Origin of the sequence: Prosthecochloris marina (assembly GCF_003182595.1) — a bacterium.
Classification (GTDB): domain Bacteria; phylum Bacteroidota; class Chlorobiia; order Chlorobiales; family Chlorobiaceae; genus Prosthecochloris; species Prosthecochloris marina.
In genome coordinates, this window is sequence record NZ_PDNZ01000004.1 from 183916 (window position 1) to 203325 (window position 19410).

Annotated in this window: 16 protein-coding genes and 1 riboswitch; of the genes, 4 read left to right on the forward strand and 12 right to left on the reverse strand. The window is 45.7% G+C overall.

The annotated features are described in order from the left end of the window. Positions 1 to 45: 45 nt before the first annotated feature. The 6 genes from hisN to CR164_RS06995 all read right to left on the reverse strand — a co-directional run bounded on the left by hisN (position 46) and on the right by CR164_RS06995 (position 8609). Positions 46 to 804: a histidinol-phosphatase gene (gene hisN / locus CR164_RS06970; RefSeq protein WP_110023351.1), complete on the reverse strand. Its 759-nt coding sequence runs from the start codon at positions 802 to 804 to the stop codon at positions 46 to 48. Between the two features lie 4 nt (positions 805 to 808). Further along, positions 809 to 1558, reverse strand: a complete 750-nt coding sequence (locus CR164_RS06975; protein ID WP_110023209.1) for a hypothetical protein — start codon at positions 1556 to 1558, stop codon at positions 809 to 811. 42 nt (positions 1559 to 1600) lie between these two features. After that, the gene (locus CR164_RS06980; protein WP_110023210.1) at positions 1601 to 3697 is read right to left on the reverse strand and encodes an ATP-binding response regulator; all 2097 of its coding nucleotides are present in this window, start codon (positions 3695 to 3697) and stop codon (positions 1601 to 1603) included. A 9-nt stretch (positions 3698 to 3706) separates the two neighbouring features. Beyond that, on the reverse strand, positions 3707 to 5014 hold the full coding sequence (locus tag CR164_RS06985; RefSeq protein WP_110023211.1) for a protoporphyrinogen/coproporphyrinogen oxidase: 1308 nt from the start codon (positions 5012 to 5014) through the stop codon (positions 3707 to 3709). After that, on the reverse strand, positions 5014 to 5709 hold the full coding sequence (locus CR164_RS06990; protein WP_161953501.1) for an AfsA-related hotdog domain-containing protein: 696 nt from the start codon (positions 5707 to 5709) through the stop codon (positions 5014 to 5016). The genes CR164_RS06985 and CR164_RS06990 overlap by 1 nt, the downstream gene beginning before the upstream one ends. Positions 5710 to 6503: 794 nt before the next feature. Next, positions 6504 to 8609 (reverse strand): ATP-binding response regulator, encoded by a 2106-nt coding sequence (locus CR164_RS06995; protein ID WP_110023213.1) that lies wholly within the window; start codon positions 8607 to 8609, stop codon positions 6504 to 6506. Between the two features lie 436 nt (positions 8610 to 9045). On the opposite strand from CR164_RS06995, the gene hemB reads away from it, so the two are divergent. Next, the gene (gene hemB / locus CR164_RS07000; RefSeq protein WP_110023214.1) at positions 9046 to 10032 is read left to right on the forward strand and encodes a porphobilinogen synthase; all 987 of its coding nucleotides are present in this window, start codon (positions 9046 to 9048) and stop codon (positions 10030 to 10032) included. Positions 10033 to 10153: 121 nt separating this feature from the next. After that, positions 10154 to 11347, forward strand: coding sequence for a chorismate synthase (aroC, locus tag CR164_RS07005; protein WP_110023215.1), 1194 nt, complete (start codon positions 10154 to 10156; stop codon positions 11345 to 11347). A 10-nt stretch (positions 11348 to 11357) separates the two neighbouring features. Here aroC and cysE read toward each other — a convergent pair whose 3' ends face one another. The 3 genes from cysE to CR164_RS07020 form a co-directional block, all read right to left on the reverse strand. Further along, positions 11358 to 12152: a serine O-acetyltransferase gene (gene cysE, locus CR164_RS07010; protein ID WP_110023352.1), complete on the reverse strand. Its 795-nt coding sequence runs from the start codon at positions 12150 to 12152 to the stop codon at positions 11358 to 11360. Between the two features lie 243 nt (positions 12153 to 12395). Next, positions 12396 to 13667 carry a Y-family DNA polymerase gene (locus tag CR164_RS07015; RefSeq protein WP_110023216.1) on the reverse strand — a complete coding sequence of 424 codons (1272 nt, stop codon included), beginning with the start codon at positions 13665 to 13667 and terminating at the stop codon, positions 12396 to 12398. A gap of 14 nt (positions 13668 to 13681) precedes the next feature. Further along, positions 13682 to 14134, reverse strand: a complete 453-nt coding sequence (locus CR164_RS07020) for a LexA family protein (RefSeq protein ID WP_193525196.1) — start codon at positions 14132 to 14134, stop codon at positions 13682 to 13684. A 186-nt stretch (positions 14135 to 14320) separates the two neighbouring features. Here CR164_RS07020 and CR164_RS07025 point away from each other — a divergent pair, with 186 nt between their 5' ends. Further along, positions 14321 to 14749, forward strand: a complete 429-nt coding sequence (locus CR164_RS07025; RefSeq protein WP_110023218.1) for a 6-pyruvoyl trahydropterin synthase family protein — start codon at positions 14321 to 14323, stop codon at positions 14747 to 14749. Between the two features lie 758 nt (positions 14750 to 15507). Beyond that, the gene (locus tag CR164_RS07030) at positions 15508 to 16017 is read left to right on the forward strand and encodes a hypothetical protein (protein ID WP_110023219.1); all 510 of its coding nucleotides are present in this window, start codon (positions 15508 to 15510) and stop codon (positions 16015 to 16017) included. On the opposite strand, the gene CR164_RS07035 is transcribed toward CR164_RS07030, so the two are convergent. From CR164_RS07035 to CR164_RS07045, 3 genes are all read right to left on the reverse strand, one after another. After that, positions 15990 to 16934, reverse strand: a complete 945-nt coding sequence (locus tag CR164_RS07035) for a radical SAM protein (protein WP_110023220.1) — start codon at positions 16932 to 16934, stop codon at positions 15990 to 15992. The two genes, CR164_RS07030 and CR164_RS07035, sit on opposite strands and share 28 nt — an antisense overlap. A 163-nt stretch (positions 16935 to 17097) precedes the next feature. Next, entirely contained in the window at positions 17098 to 18447 is a 1350-nt protein-coding gene (locus tag CR164_RS07040; RefSeq protein ID WP_110023221.1) for a BCD family MFS transporter, read from the reverse strand. Positions 18448 to 18557: 110 nt separating this feature from the next. Further along, positions 18558 to 19139, reverse strand: a complete 582-nt coding sequence (locus tag CR164_RS07045) for a DNA-3-methyladenine glycosylase I (protein ID WP_110023222.1) — start codon at positions 19137 to 19139, stop codon at positions 18558 to 18560. Positions 19140 to 19290: 151 nt separating this feature from the next. Then, a riboswitch (TPP riboswitch) is annotated at positions 19291 to 19394 on the forward strand. Positions 19395 to 19410 lie beyond the last annotated feature (16 nt).

The following is a 19410-nucleotide window of genomic DNA, read 5'->3' on the forward strand; positions in this document are numbered from 1 at the left end:
CGAAAAGCGGATAATAACAGTTGTTTTCGAGGAACTAAGGGGAAATCAGACAATGGCGGCTATCAGCTTGCTCCCGATTAACCGGTTGGCGCTCACCAACCCCTGACCGTAAATCGTAGTTTGGCCGGTATAGTCAAAACAGCAGCCTCCGGCCTCCTGAACTATCGGGATAAGCGCCGCGCAATCCCATGGACTCATAATCTTGTCGACAGCCACCTCGGCTCTTCCGGACGCAACAAGCATATGACCGTAACAGTCACCCCATCCCCGGACCAATCCGGCATCATGACGAAGACTGTCTACAGGATGCTCCGAAGATGGATCGAGCAGGTACTCTTTTTCGGTAAAAACCACCGTTGCATCCCGGTAATCCGATATTGCCGAAACATGTATTGGATCACCGTTCAAAAATGCTCCCGACCCGGCTTCTGCATAATACATTTCATCAAGAGCGGGAAAATTGACAACCCCAACCTTCATTTCCCGATCAACTTCCAGACCGATCATGACCCCATAAAGCGGTACACCATGGATAAACGATCGTGTTCCATCAATCGGATCGAGAATCCAGCGACGCCCGTTAACCGATAGTTTCTCTTCAAATTCTTCACCGAATATCCCGTCATCGGGAAAAACACTGGCGATCTCACGCCTTATCAGTTCTTCTGCATTTCTGTCCGCCTCAGTGACCGGTGTATCATCTCTTTTAGCATCAATCTTGAGAGATTTACTCCGAAAAAACGACAAGGTGAGATTCCCCGCACCTTCAGCGAATTTTATAGCAAGCTGCAAATCTTCCGTCATAACATCACATCCCCTCACCCAATGGGTGTCTTCGCTCAAAATCCCTAACAGCTCTTTCCATGCTACGTTCAGATTCGGTTAATGCTTGAAAGCTCGAAACAACTCCCGACATCCCCCTATGAATATCCGACTGCTGTTCTTCAGTTACAGTAGAGAAAACAGACCCGAGATGTTTGCGCATTACATGAACCGATAACTCATACTTACCGGTTTCATACAGCGCAGTATAAAAGTTCTGGACATTCAGGTCAAGCACATCGGAAAGCACCTCGAGATGCAGTGGTTCCTGTAAGAAACTGTAAAAACTTACCTGCAGACGTATTAGTGGATAACTTTTCAATGCAAGATAAGATATGCGCAACCGATATGTTCTGTTCACAATATCATGCATGATCCCCTTCGCCTCATGCTCAACTCCCGAATAACCAAGATCAATGAGTATCCTTGGCATACCAGAAAGCTCCGTTATTGCAGGCATATTATATTCAAGTGTCCCTGGATAACCGAAAATTCGAGGGTTTTCACCTGTAATCGAAATGGTTCCAGGGGACTCAGATAACCGCATTGAGGTAGTTTCTCCAGAAGGCAAAGCTCTGATGATATCAGAGTACTTTGGATCGGCATCGACCAGCCGCTGTCCCTTTGTCCAGGATTCAAGCCTTCCGAGCACATCCATAATATCTTGTGCACATGCCTCCCCTCTCGCAGCAGGAACAACTGCACGACCACTACAATGTTTCGAGAAAAAAGGCATCTTTATCTTGGGTTTATAGCTTTCCAGAAAAATATACAATAATTAGCGAATCCACTGGCTGATCTTCATCAGCAAAACCCTCGTATCAACCGGTTTGATGAGATAATCATTCATTCCAGCATGCATTGCTTCTTCTATCGAAGCTTCGTCCGAGTCGCCGCTGAGACCAATCACGGGTACAGACGCCAATTCCTGGTTCTCAGACTGACGAATGTGATTTGTTGCACTGATACCATCAGACAATGGCATTCTAAGGTCCATCAAAACAAGATCAAACGAGCCTCCCTCGAGCTTCTTCAAAGCTTCTATTCCATCGACAGCTTCATCGATTACAATACCTTGTTTTTCAAGAACGGTTTTAAGTGCAACTCGATTGAAAGAAGAATCGTCCGCTATGAGAAGAGATTTCCCTTTAAGACTTTGCAAAGAAAGCTTCTGCTGAAAAATACCGGCAAGCTGTCTGATAAGTTCTGATTGCAAACATGGCTTTGTAATAAGTCCCTGCATACCAGCCTTTTTTGTCTTGCTGCGTGCGATATAATATGGCATCGCTGTATAAGCCACTATGGGAACAATAGCATTTTTGCTGCCACCCTCTCCTCTTCTTATCATTTCCGCCGCCTTGTATCCATCCATCAAAGGCATATTAAGATTCATGATAACAAGATCATATGGATCCTCTGAAAGCTTCTGCAATGCTTCTTTTCCATCACCAGCCTCCTCCACCAAAACACCAAGAGCCAAAAGAATTTCCTTTACTTCATCTCTATCTGTACGTTCATCATCAACGATGAGAATACGTTTGTTTTCGAATAGCGATCTGTTGGCAGCGACAAGCTCGTCACGCCTTCGCTGCAATTCATCATTCGAAATCACAGGAAAGTCCAGAACAAATTCGGTGTACTGCCCCACTACGGAATTACAGGTGATATCTCCGCCAAAAGCCTGCATGACTCGCTTGCAATAAGAAAGGCCGAGTCCTGTTCCTCCTTTTTTACCTGACGTGAAATAAGCGTTGAAAAGCTTGTCAAGATTTTCAGTCGGAATTCCTGGACCGGTGTCCATGACTTTCACCCTGTTGAACTGTGCTCCCTTTTCCAGAGTAATGAAAATCTTTGATTTCGGATAGGACTTCAAAAAATACAATGCGTTCATCATCAAATTGAACAGAACAAACACATACATGGTCTCTCCAACTTTGAACACAAAATCTTCTTTTTTGTCGAAGACGACCTTATCCCGCTCCTCACTTGATTCAAACCCATACTCATCGATAGCTTTCTGGGTTATCACAGCCGCAGAGGCATAAAAAAAACTGGTTGTATCTATAGGCTTTTCCCTTACCTCATCAAGAATCATGGTAATGACCTGCGAGCCCCGTTTCACGGCCATTTTGCTTTGCGCAACATGCCGATACAACTTATCGAGGGTAAAATCGTTGATCGGGGCAGACAGTCTTCCAGGCTGATAACCTGGCAGGTTCTGCTCAATAGCCTCGAGGTTATATTTCACCTGACCGAGCGGATTACGCATTTCATGGGCTATGCTTCCTGCGAGTGCTTGGGTGGCAGAGTTTTTTTCCTGGGCGATCTGCCCCTGCTTGTTACTGTAACTGAAAACATATCCGGCAACTATCGTAAAAAAAACTACAATCGAGTAGAGGGGAATATTGAAATCCGGATTGAGTTGAGCACCGGGAGATGTTATGAGAAAAAAAAGAATCGCTGCGACAACTCCGACCAGAAGGTCAAACAGAAATACCAACCAGTTGGGAACATAGGCGATGAGAATGAAGATCATGAAAATCTCCCAATACAACCAGAGTTCATGAAAATCATTTTTCAGCAGGTATGCTGTAAATATGAACGGCAGCACAAATATCAGCATGATATGCCAATAGATAGCGAAATACTTCCCGAGAAACTCAGGATTTCTGAGTTTCACCAATGCAACAAGGCAAAGCAGTGTCGCCGTAATACGAAGCTCGAAACTCTCATACGGCAGGTGAAATGCATACTTGAAAAGGAAATAGTATAAAAAATGTGCTGGAGCTCCCAGAAAAACTGCCGTTACAATGTTAAAACGTGAAATCTGTGTTCCTTCAAGAACAGCAGATTTTATATAACTGACAAAATTCATACCAGGGGTCTACTTGTGTATCAATTTTTGCACCGCTTCCTCTGCAGACCTGAAACATGCCTCGATTGAAGCCCCTCTCCAGTAATCACCTGTGAGACCAATACTATTATGAAATGTATCAAGGGTACCATGCATTTTTTGAAGAAGCTTATAATGATAAGGAGAATATGCACATAATCCAGGGTCGAGATACTTATAAACGTAATTATGTTTACTATTTCCTTTCACATTAAAATAATCTTCAATAGTCTTTTCAGCAATTGATATAGCTTTTTCCGGGTTTGTGCCCGACAATATCATTTTTCTCGCTTTATCGCCACTGAACGTATACCGAACGAGGCTCAGATCATTGATACCGTATGCGCCTGCATTGCTTAAAGGCGAAGTCCGGTCAAAGACCATTGCACGGTGATCGTGCTTAAAGACGTCGTTCTGATACTGAACAACTGCAACAGCTACCGGATAATAGGTCACCTTTTCGAGTAATTCTGAAAGCTTCGGATTAGAATGCTCAAAAAGAGGAGCTGCTTTCGATGCAGGCAATGCAAGCATGACTTTCTTATACGTTAATTCCTCGCTCTTGCCCTTATTGAACCCTTTGATGACAACTTTTGAAGAGGCAGGATCAAAAGCAAGACGCTCTACATCATAACCGGTAAAAAAACGGGTATGCTGCGTGCCGGTATAAAACGCTTGTATAAGACTTGACATGCCTCCCTGCAGCTGCTCGTAACTATCAAGAGCTAAAGCCAGGTTAGAGCCAAAATTCCCCGGATAACACTCTTCTGGCTCAGCCCCATTCATCCTGACCGTAACCGGACGAACAACATGCTGTGAACAGCGCTCACCAAAAAAAACCGACAATGAACCGTGGTCATTTCGTTCTGCAATGCTATTGAAAAAGTCGCTGTTCAACACACCTTGCTCATGGTCACCTTTAACAGCCTTGACAAGTGGATACAACTTGAAAAAGCCTTTCAAACCACAGAGATAAACAAGACGCATCAAATTACGGAGTTTGGCTTTTTCCTTACTGATCTTGATCACTCTGCCACCGACAACTTGAGATGTATTGAAGCCAAACTGTTCAAAAGGCAGATTACCATAATCTTTCACAAAACAGCGAAATCGTCTGTAATTTCTACCGATGTTTTTCCCCCCAAAATCAACGGTGCGCCCATCGAGTACTTCACTACCGATACGCCCACCGATTGATTCGGCAGCATCAAAGAGATCAACATCAATATTGTGTTGATTCAAATAGTATGCTGCCGCAATACCAGAAATCCCCCCCCCAATCACAGCAATTTCAGCCATCAGATAACTCCCACAGTGTTTTGCGCTGACAGTATTTTCGAATCGTACTGCTTTTTGTGTCGGGCCTGGACTTTTTCTGTCCTGATCCTGTAATTGACATACTTGGACTTGTCAGGGAAAGCTTTTCCTTTCAATAAAGCACTGGATGCAAGTTTTCCCCACTGAAAAATTTCGCAACTGACAAAAACATCCCCTTTGCTATCGCCGGGATTAAATGAAAATGGAGTATAGGTTCTGACCACAATCGGTGCGGTCAGCTCCAAGAAATTGTAAAAACCGGAATCATAAGTCAGCAAAGCTATTGTACCTTCATCAGGCAAGCCTCCTGATATATGCGTGGTTGCAATCGATGCCTGACGCATTGCTTCAAGCAAGAGAAGACCTTGTACATGATCGGAATCGTGATCAAACTGAATCTCCCGTGTCTGATCATACATATTGAAATACAGGAAATTCCCTTTACTGAAGTAGTCAGAAATCAAAACATTCTCATCTTTTTTCTTATGCACATAGCGTCTGTTCAAAACTTGAGGCACTACATCATCTTCTTTCATAGCCAATGGACTGTGCATTAGTGATGTTATATCCAATGGAATTTTGTTAATTAACCCACCAAACCCTGCATCAGCCTCATGGTTTTGAACATATTCTTTGGCTTGCCTGTACGTAATTGATTTTACTTTTCTGTAGAGCAACGGATTGTTGTTTTCGAAATCTTTTGAAAGATAAACCTCTACAGTTTCACCCAAAATACCGATATAACAGAGAACCTCCTCGAAAGAAGAAGCAACGATTTTTTGCCCCCCTTCTTGTTCTTCAGGAAAAACATCACCGTCAAATACTAAAACGTAAGGTTTTTGATAACAGTTATCCGTAAATTTTCCTCTACCATTTTTTCTGTTCAGTCTGCCATTCCTCGACGAGCGCAAAACAGTCTCTTCCGTTAAAACCGAAGATGAGCATTGTACACTTGAAATCGAAGATCCCGTCATCTGTTCCTGTAACATCTTTCACCCCTCCTTCATTTTTGGATTTGAACAAATATTAAATTCACCTACCGACTCATTTTTTATCAGAGTATACTGCTTTACAAGAGTAATTAACAAGTGTTAATTACTTTGCATTTAGAGACAAATTAAGTAATTAGGTTGCTTCTCTTTACTAAATAATTGAAAAATCTGCACTTTTGACCATGAAAGAAGACCCCAGTGCGCCATATACCAGCCATCTCAGGGCTTTTTTCTTTTACTGTATCAAAATAACAGCCTGTTTCTGCTGATGCCAGGATGGCAAAGGGTTAAAAAACTCTCACATTTTTGATGTATTCACTCACAAAGCGTTCCCTGTCAGAAAAACATGAGCGTACCTGCTCGGTTTGCATAACGGCAGAAAAGTCTTTGAAAGATAAAAGAGCACCGTGCCTTGCGATATCAGGAACCCCCGTTAAGACACAGCAAGAGATGAAAGGAAAAAATCGAAGGAGAAAAAATCAGGATTTACCCCACTTTTCAATCATGTTCAGCAGTAAAACACTATCGACAGGTTTGAGGAGATAATCGTTCATACCGGCACTAAGCGCTTTCTGAATCTCCTCTTCGCCCGACTCGCCACTAAGCCCGATGATAGGAACATTTTTGTTACTACCAGACATACTGCTTCGAATAAGCCTCGTTGTCTCTATACCATCAAGTTCCGGCATCTGGATATCCATAAGTATCACATGAATATCATCCAGTTTCAGCTTTTCGATCGCCGCTTTTCCACTGACAGCTTCGCTGATACCGATGTTATGCTTTTCAAGAATGCTTTTGAGAACATATCTGTTGAAAGAAGAATCATCGACAAGCATCACATTGATACCTGAAAAGTCCCTTGTCCCGACAATGTATTCCCCATTGAATATCGATGCGAGAAGATTGATCAATTCAGACTCGGTAACCGGCTTCGAAATAAAGGCCTGCATGCCAACTTTTTCTGTTTTTCCTCTCGCGATATAGGTAGGAACTGCAGTATGGCCAACAATGGGTACGTTTTTCATCGTAGCGCCTGCCTTACCGCGCCGGATTTCCTCTGTAGATTCATAACCGTTCATAACGGGCATACCCAGGTTCATCAAAACAACATCATATCGCTTTTTTGCGAGCATCTCCAGCGCCTCTTGACCGTTCCCTGCCTCATCGATTATAACATGAAACGGCTCAAGGTATTGCTTAACCGGCTCCCTGTCCGGCAATTCATCGTCAACGAGCAAAATAGACTTGTCCTCGAAGATATCGCGGTAGCGGGAGACCATCCACGACCTGAACCTGACAAGCTCCTGGCCACTCACGACAGGAAACTCCAAAGTGAATTCCGTATACTCATGTTGCCTGGATTCACAGGTTATATCGCCGCCAAAAGCCTTCATAACTCTTTTGCAATAGGCGAGGCCCAAACCTGTCCCTCCCTTTTTACCCGACGTGAAAAAGGCATCGAAAAGCCTGCCCAGATTTTCTGGAGGAATACCAGGCCCGGTATCCCTCACAGAAATTCTGTTGAATGAACTGCCTTTTTCCAGGCAAACGGTAATATGCGCGTCAGGATAGTTTTTTATGAAATAAAATGCATTCATAATCAGGTTAAACAGAACAAACACATACATCGTCTCATCGGCCTTGATGAGAAAATCGCCACTGCATTCCAAAGAAAGCTTTTTCCTTTCGGCCTCAGATTCATAACCATACTCATCGATGGCTTTTTTGGTAATCCCCTCGGCAGAAAGATACGTGAAGCCGCTCGTGTCAATAGGTTTGTCTTTAACTTCATCGAGAATCATGTCGATAACCTGTCCGCCCCTACTGACCGCCATCTGACCCTGAGCAACCCGTAGGTAGATATTGTCCAAACCTTGAGCGGTAATACACTCATACACCTTGTCGGCATGGTATGTCGGCAGTTCTTCCAAAATACTTTGGAAACTGAACTTCACCTGCCCCAGAGGATTTCGCATCTCGTGAGCGATACTTCCGGCAAGAGCCTGAAAAGCTGAATTTTTTTCCTGTGCTACAATTCCTTTTCGGTTGCTATAACTGAATACATACCCTGCTACTATTGAAAAAACGACAAGAAGCACATATGGGGCTATATCAAACTGCGGATCGAGAACGACGAAAGGTGGCGTAAGGAAAAAAAACACAATAGCGGCACCTACCCCAAGGAAGAGATCGAAAAGAAATACCAAAGGGTTGGGGACAAAGGAAATCAGAACAAAAATCATGAAAATTTCCCAGTAAATCCAGGCTTCATGAAAATTGTTCTTCAATACCATGACAGTAAGGATGAACGGCAATACGAAAATGAGCATGCTATGCCAGTAAATCGGAAAGTATTTGCCGAGAAAGTCTGGATTTTTGAGCTTGAAAAGCCCGACAAGACAGAGAGCTACTGCTACAAGGCGTAATGCAAGGTTATCATAAGGAAGTTGGAAGATATATTTGTATGCAACGTAGAAAGAGAGATGTGCCGGTGCCCCGAGAGCAGCTGCGGCCATGATGTTAAAACGCGAAACCTGCGTCCCCCTGCTGAACGATGACCGTATGAATTCGGCAACATTCACCCTACACCTCCCGGTATCGACCGGTTACCACACTCAATTTTCCGGAAACGTTTCTTCGTAAACATTGTTTCAGCTGAGCGGCCGGCAGCCGAAAAGTAACCGGTAATGACATGCAAGCGACATTGAAACAGAAAAATGTAGTGATACATACTGTGCTATGTGCTTAAAGAATGGGGGAAACTGATAGCCCGAGCCATCAATAGAAAAATAAAAAAACTCTCTTAGGGAACAATGTCATCAAGGTGTATTAAGAAAGAAAAAAAATCCCAAACATGCTTACTTGAACTCAGGATATTTTCAGGAAGAAAGTTGTCAAAGCAGTCATTGTAGTCCGTGATCTCCGATAACGCCAAAAGAGATTTTATTCACAAAGCTTCCCGATGTTTTCAGTTTTTCGTATTTTTGGCTTTTCAACAAACCAAATTAATCCAGTAACATGAGTCAGACAGATTTATTGAATATTGTACACCGACCGAGAAGACTTCGCAGAACTCCTGCTATCAGGAACCTTGTAAAGGAAAACACCCTATCGAAAAGTGACCTTGTCTTTCCACTGTTTGTCTGCCCCGGCAGTAATGTCGTGGAAGAGGTTCCCTCGATGCCCAACAGTTTCCGTTATTCAATCGACAATGCGGTAAAAGAATGCAAGGAGCTCTGGGATCTGGGTATACAGGCGATCGATCTGTTTGGCATTCCAGAAGAAAAAACCGAAGACGGTCGTGAAGCATATAATGACGACGGCATCATCCAGCGAGCTATCCGTGCCATCAAAGAGGCTGTGCCGGATCTTTACATTATGACCGATGTTGCTCTCGACCCGTTCACCCCGTTCGGCCATGACGGCTTGGTAAAGGATGGAATCATTCTCAATGACGAAACCGTCGAAGTGCTGTGCAAGATGTCGATATCACATGCAAAAGCAGGAGCAGACATGGTTTCTCCGAGTGATATGATGGACGGTCGTATCGGAGCAATCCGGGAAGCACTGGACGACTCGGGACATTCGGATGTAGGCATTCTTTCGTATTCGGCAAAATACTCGTCGAGCTTCTACGGACCGTTCCGTGACGCTCTTCACTCGGCACCGCAGTTCGGTGACAAATCCACCTATCAGATGGATCCGGCAAATTCCGATGAAGGCATGAAAGAAATCGAACTCGATATCATGGAAGGCGCTGATATTGTCATGATCAAACCAGGACTTGCTTATCTTGATATCGTCTACAGAACAAAGGAAAGATTCGACGTTCCGGTCGCCGTGTATCATGTTTCGGGAGAGTATTCGATGGTGATGGCTGGAGCGGAGAAAGGTTGGATAGACGGCGACAGGGTCATGATGGAATCTCTGGTTGCAATGAAGCGTGCAGGTGCCGATATTATCTTTACCTATTATGCAAAAGAAGCAGCGAAAAGACTGTCCTGATCAGTCTTGACATTTTAATTTTACACTATGTTCCGGCTGCAAGCATGCAGCCGGTTTTTTTTGCCTTACAGAACCGTAATACAGGCTTGCGCAATAAACGCGCAGCCGGATAGAAAAACACATGATCAGATACTTTACAGCAGGAGAATCTCACGGCCCGGCACTCTCGGCAATCGTCGAAGGTCTACCTTCGGGAATAACGATCACTCCTGAGGATATCAATACTGAACTGGCACGACGCCAGCAGGGATACGGAAGAGGCGGCCGAATGAAAATCGAGACCGATAAAGCCGTTGTGCTGTCGGGGATACGGTTCGGAAAAACCATCGGCTCTCCGGTTGCACTGCAAATAGAAAACCGGGACTGGAAAAACTGGACCGAAAAAATGGCCCAGTTCGAAAAACCGAACGAAGACATTCCTGCAATCAGCATACCGAGACCCGGCCATGCGGACCTTACCGGCATGATCAAGTACGGCTTCGAAGATATCCGGCCGGTGATAGAACGTGCATCAGCCCGTGAAACCGCGGCGCGAGTCGCCGCCTGCTCTCTTGCAAAAACTTTTTTGAGATCGGTGGGAATCCAGATAGGAAGTTACGTTTCTTCCATAGGTCCAGCCGGAGAAACGGCATCGTCGTCCCGTCTTGAAAGCTTGCTTGCCGAAGGTGCAGAAGCACTGACAAAAGAAGCCGACACTTCCCCCGTACGCATGTTGGAAAAAACAGATGAAGAAAATGCCGTTGCAGCCATCGACAAGGCAAAAGAAGAGGGGGACACGCTTGGCGGTATCATCGAGCTGTTTATCACTGGAGTTCCGATGGGTCTGGGTTCTTATGTCCAGCACGATCGCAGGCTCGATGCGGAACTTGCTGCCGCACTCATTTCGATACAAGCAGTAAAGGGTGTTGAAATCGGTACGGCGTTCGACAACGCGAGAAATCCCGGATCACAGGTGCATGACGAACTTTTTCCAGGCGCAGCACATGGCCCTTCCCGCAAAACAAACCGGGCAGGTGGCCTGGAAGGAAGCATGACGAACGGATCCGTCATCCACCTCAGGGCGGCAATGAAGCCCATTGCCACACTGATGTCGCCATTGCACTCATTCGACATAACCTCGATGGAAGCCCATCTCTCTCACATAGAACGGAGTGATACCTGTGCGGTTCCTGCCTGCAGCGTTATCGCCGAAGCCGTTGTGGCACCGGTCATAGCAAATGCTTTGCTGAAAAAAACAGGAGGAGACCATCTTGCAGAGATTCTCGAAAGACTCGAGGAATACAGGGCGGAAATAGCAGCAAAGTTCAAACAGTGACCGCAAAAGATCAGTCCTGACGCCGTTTGGCGCTCAGGCGCTGGTTCATCTCCAGAGACGGTTCAGCTACTTCAGTCCGGCCGACAATCTGTGCGGGAACCCCGGCTACGGTGTAATGGGGCGGTACATTATCGAGCACCACGCTGCCAGCCCCTACTTTTGCGCCTTCCCCTATCTCGACATTACCAAGAATTTTAGCCCCTGCGCCGATCAGCACGGATTTTCTCACTTTCGGATGCCGGTCACCTGTTTCCTTGCCAGTTCCTCCAAGCGTCACTTCGTGCAGGATCGAGACATTGTCTTCGACTACAGCTGTTTCACCGATAACAAGGCTCGTAGCATGGTCGAGCAGGATTCCCATGCCTATTTTTGCAGCAGGATGTATATCAACCCCAAACACTTCCGACATCCTGTTCTGCATGAGATAAGCCATCGGCTTGCGATCATTGTTCCAAAGCCAGTGTGCCAGGCGGTGGGCCTGAAGCGCCTGGAAACCTTTTAAAAACAGCATAATTTCAAAATAATTGACCGCAGCAGGGTCCCTGTCGAGCGTTGCCGTAAGATCGAACACCGCCTTGTCAACCGCTTCAGGGTTCAATCCGTAAAACTCGTCGAACAGATTCTGAAGAACCTGGGGAGGAAAATGCTTCGATGCAAGCTTGACCGAAAGCAGCATGGCAAGAGCTGAAGAAAAATCATCGAAGCTCAGAATATGCTGTTCCAGAAAATGCTTCATGCAAGGCTCCCGCTCACTTTCACGTCTTGCCTCGGAACGGATAACCGACCATATATACTCTGCAGTCATGTTTGCTTGCGTGTACTGATTTAACAATAATAAACCGGCTTGTATCGAAACATGGCTCTTAACCTTCATTCGCTTCATTGCCAAGCGTCTCACCAAAACCGTTTCCTATCAACAGTCACCCTCAATAAAAGCTTTTATCCACAGAAAGTTTCAGGCATTTGCCAAATCAGCCGCCATACAGGTAATTTTCAGACCTTTTCCTCCAACAGACACAGCCCAGCAGCAACAACTCAGTTACCACTCTTACCCTCTCACCTCGATAATATCCTCCCAGCGAGTCGTATAGCGAGGGGATAACCTTTCCATACGTTGTTTCCACCCTGAAGACTCTGAAACAGCCAATCTCAGGGTACCGGAACCATAGCGGGAATTAACCATGTCAATAGCCTGCATGAGTGCCTGCGAATCATAGCCGGCACCTTTATCTTCATCAAACAGCGAAGGCGTGATACATGAATCCGATACTGGAGCAAGCCCGCTCAGCACAACCCCGGCCTTTTTATATGCACACTTTTCATGATACACCTCCTTGAGCGCCTCCAGCGCACACTGCACAATTTCGAGTGTATTCTGTGTAGCAGCCGGAATGGAAACCGTGCGTCCACCTTTGTACCGGTATCGCGGATCATCAAACGAACCAGAATAGACAAAGACGGTTACAAAACTGGCAAGTAATCCCTGTTCACGTAACTTAACAACACATTTCGATGCAAAACTTCCAATAGCGCGTTCCAGATCTTCAATCCTTGAAACCTTTCGTCCAAAAGAACGGGAGGTGCAAATACTTTTCCTGAGCGGAAGCGCATGTTCCAGAGAAAGACAGGAAATACCGTTCAGCTCCCGCTGAACCCTCGATCCGGTAACATGCATACGACGTTGTACCCATTCGCTCGGAAGAGCGGAAAAATCAAGAGCAGTCTCAACGGCATGACGGCGAAGAAAACGACTGTAACCTCTCCCGATTCCCCAAACATCCTCGATCCGAATACCAGCGAGAGCATCACGTATTGCCGCCTTCTCATCCAGCACGCACACCCCATGATACAGACTGTTTTTCTTCGCGAGATGATTGGCGACCTTGGCAAGGGTTTTTGTCGCTCCGATACCCACACTTACCGGTATACCTGTATTTCTCCTGATGGTGTCGCGGACAGTTTCGGCCAGTTGCTGCAGGTTGAACCGCTCGAAGCCGTGCAGATCGGCAAACGCTTCATCGATGGAATAGATTTCGATATCCGGCAACAGCTCGCCGAGCGTGTTCATCACCCGTGACGACATGTCACCGTAGAGCGCGAAGTTCGGTGAAAACAGCACCACATTATGTCTCTCAAGCAGCACTTTGTGCTTGAATACCGGCGCGCCCATGGGCAAACCAAGCGCTTTTGCTTCCTGGGAACGTGAAATGATACAGCCGTCATTGTTGGAAAGCACCACAACCGGCCGGTTGTGAAGCGCCGGGTTGAACACCCGCTCGCAAGAGACGTAAAAATTGTTGCAGTCCACAAGGGCAAACATTCTGCAAAGCCTCCCTATCGAGTCTTATGAATAACGTACGTCACGACTCCCCAAACAAGAAAATCAGAGTCCCCGGTTACGAGGATCGGCTTGAACTTTTCGTTGGCCGGCATCAGACACAGCCCACCATCCTGTTTTCCGATACGTTTCACTGTAAACTCTCCGTCGAGAAAACACACCGCGATATCCCCTTCTTTCGGATCGAGCGACTTGTCGATAACGAGAATATCTCCTTCCCCGATACCTGCCTCGATCATGGAGTCACCCTTGACCCGACCATAAAACGTAGCGCTCGGATGACGGATCAACGCCTTGTTCAGATCCAGTTTCAGTTCCAGATGATCATCTGCCGGCGATGGAAATCCGGCGGAAATTTCCGACAAGGCAAACGGCAACTCAAGCTCCAGACCAACATCGGCAGAATAAAAATCAATCGAGCGACTGTCATGTGTTTTTACCAGTCTCATCATACCCTCTTTTGCTATGCGTCCTTCCCATACAATACACATAATCCCCTTAACAGACAATCGACACAAGGGATATTGAACTCATTCCCCCTTGAACCATACTGTATACTATTTCACCAGCTGTTGCTGAAAACCTTTTTTTTCCGTACACTTCGCCATTCTGAAGTACACTATTATATTTGAGCGATGATAATATCACGAAAAATCGAACTCGATTACGGCCACACGCTACCCAACAGTTTTTCATTTTGCAATCAACTGCACGGGCACAGAGGTATAGTGGTAGCAACGGTTGAAGGAAAGATTATCGACCGGGAAGGAGATCCGCAGGAAGGCATGGTGATGGATTTCAAATTCCTCAACGATATCATGATGAAGCACGTTCACGATGTGCTCGATCACGGTTTCGCCGTCTGGAAAAACGACCACGAAGACCTCGCATTCATCACAAAACGCAACAAGCGCGTGGTAATCACCGACGAACCACCGACTGCCGAATGTCTTGCAAAATGGGCTTTCAACCAGATCATCCCTCACCTTCCGGAAAATGTCATCCTCAAAAATCTCCGCTGGTACGAGACACCAAACAACTGGGCTGATTACGAAGGAGAATAGGCTAAGCCATTAACGCAACTATTTCACAGCTCTTACCTGAGGGATCCATAGAGAATCCTGTTTTTCACTGTGAATGCCACATCTCTGTGAAATCCGAACATCTATTTCACGGGGAGGCATAACTTCGAGAGGAAAAATGGTTTCTTCCCTTGGGGTTCTGCTTTTATAACTGCAGAAGAAAAAATGCAATGCCTGTAACAGTCAAATGCATCGCGGCATAAACCTTTTCTCTCAATCCCTTGAAAAAGCTGTGATGCACTCCTATAAGTAAAGAATACACCAGTATAGAAGAGATAAGATATATCATGATCTCTGTAATAATGTTAGACTCTACTACTGCTGACATTATTACAACAAAAAACATACCAATCCGCAATTGGAGCAAAAAGCAAAAAAAATAACGTAGATTGACTTAAAGATGTAACTTGTGAAACAACTGTTTCATCTCATAAAGATACAAACTTGAGAATCCAAAGCAGTTCACCGTTGCATATCATGCACTTGATGGAAAATCATAAATAAGTCATAATCAATACTAAGGGTACAACGATAAAAAGCATTTTTAACGCATAATTAATAGTCATCACCAGACTATTATCTCCTACCCCCTTAAACCATTTATTTTCATGATATCTTTTTTTGAAGAATATCCGATACTATTGGAAGTCGGAGCGTTTATATTAGTCTTCATTATATTTGCTATCTTCTGGTGGCGAAAAAAGTAAAGGCTTTTTCGTTCCGAAATAGATCATTCATTTATGGGTACCATACACGACTATACTGACGGAACCGTGCTGGAAGATATCGCAAAGGCACTTCATGTATTTCGAAAAAATGACGGTTCTCTCGCCAATACCGACATCGGACAACGAATGCTGGGTAACATCAAAAAGTTCGAGCCGGTTATCATAACGATGGACCAGGCTATGGATAGCATCCATAACGCATCCAGCGTTGCGATAGGAGAAAGAGTCTGCAGAACACTTCATCCTGACTCCGTATTTACGGAGTCGGTATTTCTCGATGAACTGGCCGAGGAGATGATCCAGAAAGGCGTTGCCACACCATGTACGGCTGACGAAGCAAAGCAGACGTTGAGCAAATACTCGAAACACCCGCTCATCATCTCGAAAGTTTCGGGAAAACATCAAGAAATCTGCCGCACACACCCACCTGAATGCGTTTATTGGATAGCTGAGAAAAAAGGGCTTACGTGCTTGGCACGGATAAAAGCTGAAAATCAATCATTACCTGCCGGCACCCAGTAAACCTCTCCATCCTGAAGCGTTACCGTTTTAAATTTTCCCGACCCGAGCAGTTGTCTGATCACAAGCTCAACCTGATCAGGCTCATCGGGGATGAGTTCATCGAGGGCGTTGCGAAGTTCACGCTCCTGGAGCGGGTGGCGCTTGGTAATCGCAATGACCGTTTCAATGATATCGGCTGTGCTCTTCAGGTTCATACTTCCTTTCACCGGATGAACCACTTTCACCACATGCGATAAAATAAGGCGCGCTCTTGCAATCGCATTTCCAGAGGGAAGGCGAACACTGGACTCGGTCGAAGGACGGGTAGGAAGCACAAGATGCACCGTATCAGGCTTGACCTTTTCAAGTACCAGGGCAATGTCCTGCAAAGCCTCAGTCGAATCATTCATACCTGCTATCAGCATCACCTCAACCCAGAGCATTCCATGATACACCTTGCGAAATTCGATCAGTCCCTCGATATGACGTTCATAGGTAAACCCCGGAGCAGGACGGTCAATACGATCGAACAGCTCCGCCGATCCTGCATTCAATGAAGGCAACACCGCATCGGCTTGAAGCAGTTCATCGCGGACCTCTTTGAAAGAGAGTAACGAACCGTTGGTAATAACCGCAACAGGAATATCGGTTATTTTTTTTATCTCCCGGATCAACCAACCCAGGCCTTTGTAAAGCGTCGTCTCACCGGAACCGACAAAGGTTATCCAATCAATTGCAGCAGAACCATCGATGGCCTGTTTTATTTCTGCAAGTATCTCTTCGCGGGGGAAAAACTCCCGGCGTTCAGTTACGTATATCCGGGTTTTTCCAAGTTGGCAGTAGATGCAGTTCCATGTGCAGCTTTTCGGAGGTAGTACATCAACACCGAGGGACTGCCCAAGCCGTTTGGAGGATACCGGTCCGAAAACATGCTTCATGAAAAAAGGCCTCGATTTGTTGAAGTGTCGAGCTGCTTATGCGTCAACAAACGCTGTACTCCACACAATGTCTTATCATCTTGCAAAATCATGCCTCCTGTGACATATTCGACCGATTCCACACGACTCACCGGAAAATGGCGAGTAAAAAAATCATCAATCACTAATCAACTCCGCTCGAAGCAAGCACTTCCGCAATTTTCACCTTGCTTTCCGCTTCAAAGTCATCCTGCGATATCAGGGGCAACAATGCACTGGCCACACCAAAAGCAATAATCTCGAGTCCGAAAATGGTTGCATACGACCACATGTAATTGTCGGAGAAAGCATAAACAACGTCGCGGATTATGCCAGCTCCGAAATGTCCCATAAACATCGCAAGGCTTTGAGCGGTACCCCATAGGCCGATATACACCCCGCTTCTTCCTGCTGTCATGGTCATCATCATGGTAATGTTGGAAACACTTGCCGCACCGAGCCCGATGCCAGCGATAACAAGGCCAATTCGAAGAATGGTTTCGTCAAGCATGAAACCGGAGAAAATAATGATGGAGAAACCAACCATGCCGAATATGTTGCCGATAAACGCTCCTCTTTTTTTCCCGATCCTGTTGAGCAGAAAACCAACAAGCAGCATAAAGACAAGCTGCATTCCCCCCATTGTCGGTCTGAACAGCTTTGTGGTGACCCCCACTGGCATACCGAATACATCCGCACCAAATGGCTCCATGACGATTTCGCATGAAAAAAGCGCAAAAATAGCGACGAAAATATAGAACGCGAACAGTAGCGTTTTCGGCGAAGATGACAGCAGTTTTATCGACTGTCCAAATGTCAGCGCCTCTTCGGTCTTGCCTTTCTTTAGCGAAGAGTTCCTTTCTTCTACTCCCGCGAAAGCGAAAAAGGCGATTCCTAGAGCGATAATCCCCCCGACAAAAGCAACGTTCATAAGGCGCTCCGGTGTATAGACATCGAGATAAGTCCCTACGATACGTGCGGAAACTATCGTCGTCAGCACCATCAACGTCCAGCTTGCAGAGGTTACTTTGCCGATATGCTTGTCACCGACATAATCGGCAATCAAAGCATAATACGCCGTTGTCGCAACCTGGAGACCGAAACCGAAAACCAGAAAGATAATCACCAGCTTCAGAAGTCCCACATCCTGAACCATTGCAGGCAGCAGCTCGGCGAACCCTACACCGGCGATTTTCACCTCATATGCCGCTACAGGTGAAAGAATGAACGAAAAAACACAGCTTAGCAGGCCAAGAAGGATATAAGGTGAACGCCTGTAACCGAAAAGATGAGATTTATCCGACATGTTTCCCGCCCAAACCTTCACACCGAAAACAGCGAGCAGCTCTTTAAGGCTGATAAGCCCAAAAACAATGGTTGAAGAGATGCCGAGATCTGAAGTCATCACACGATTCAGTGTATCATGCAGAAACCCCAACATGATGCCGAATCCCATTTGAAAAAATGCAAGACGGACAAGATTGAACTGCCTCATAAATCAGCCTGTAAGAAATTCACCAGATAGAAAAAACAAGATGCATAATTTACACAAAAGCAGCTCTTTTCTAAATAGTGATACTCACCGTTGTCGGAAAGGAAGACCGATCAAAGTGAAGAAGATGTATTCCGAACTTCCCGATGACGAAAGCAATCGGTCACATGATCGTTAACCATGCCGACGGCCTGCATGAACGCATAACAGATAGTCGAACCGACAAAGCTGAAACCAAGGCGTTTGAGTTCCCTGTTCATTCGATCCGATTCTTTTGAAAAAGCCGGCACATCGGAAAGTAAGCGCCATTGATTCTGTATGGGTTTGCCGTCCACAAAGTCCCAGACAAAACTCGCGAAGGATCCGTGCCGCTCCTGAATGGCAAGAACACCTTGTGCATTTCTGATTGTCGATTCAATTTTCCGCCGGTTTCTTACAATTCCGGGATTACCAAGCAACCGGCCGACGTCATGCTCTGTGTAACCTGCTACTTTTTCGAAAGAGAACCGGTCAAATGCCTGACGATAGTTTTCACGTTTTCGAAGAATGGTGATCCAGCTAAGCCCTGCCTGAGCCCCCTCCAGTACAAGCATTTCAAACAGCTTCCGATCGTCGAACACCGGAACACCCCATTCTTTATCGTGGTATGCCACGTAAAGCGGATCGTCTCCACACCAACCGCACCTTTTTTTCATCGATGGTTTTTAAGGATTACAGCAAGATCGTTACCACAAGCAAAACAAGAAATTACAAACGTCTTATCAGTCAAAAAAGATTCCATCCTCCTTGTCGGAAACCTGACCATAACTTGCAAATCAAACTGATTTTGGTTATTGTGACTACAGCGAATCATCTTAGGGGTGCTTTGCGGGGGTAGCCCGCGGGCTGAGAACATACCCTTGTAACTTGATGCAGGTAATGCTGTCGCAAGAAAAGATGAAGCCTGTTGACACTCTTCACGCTTCT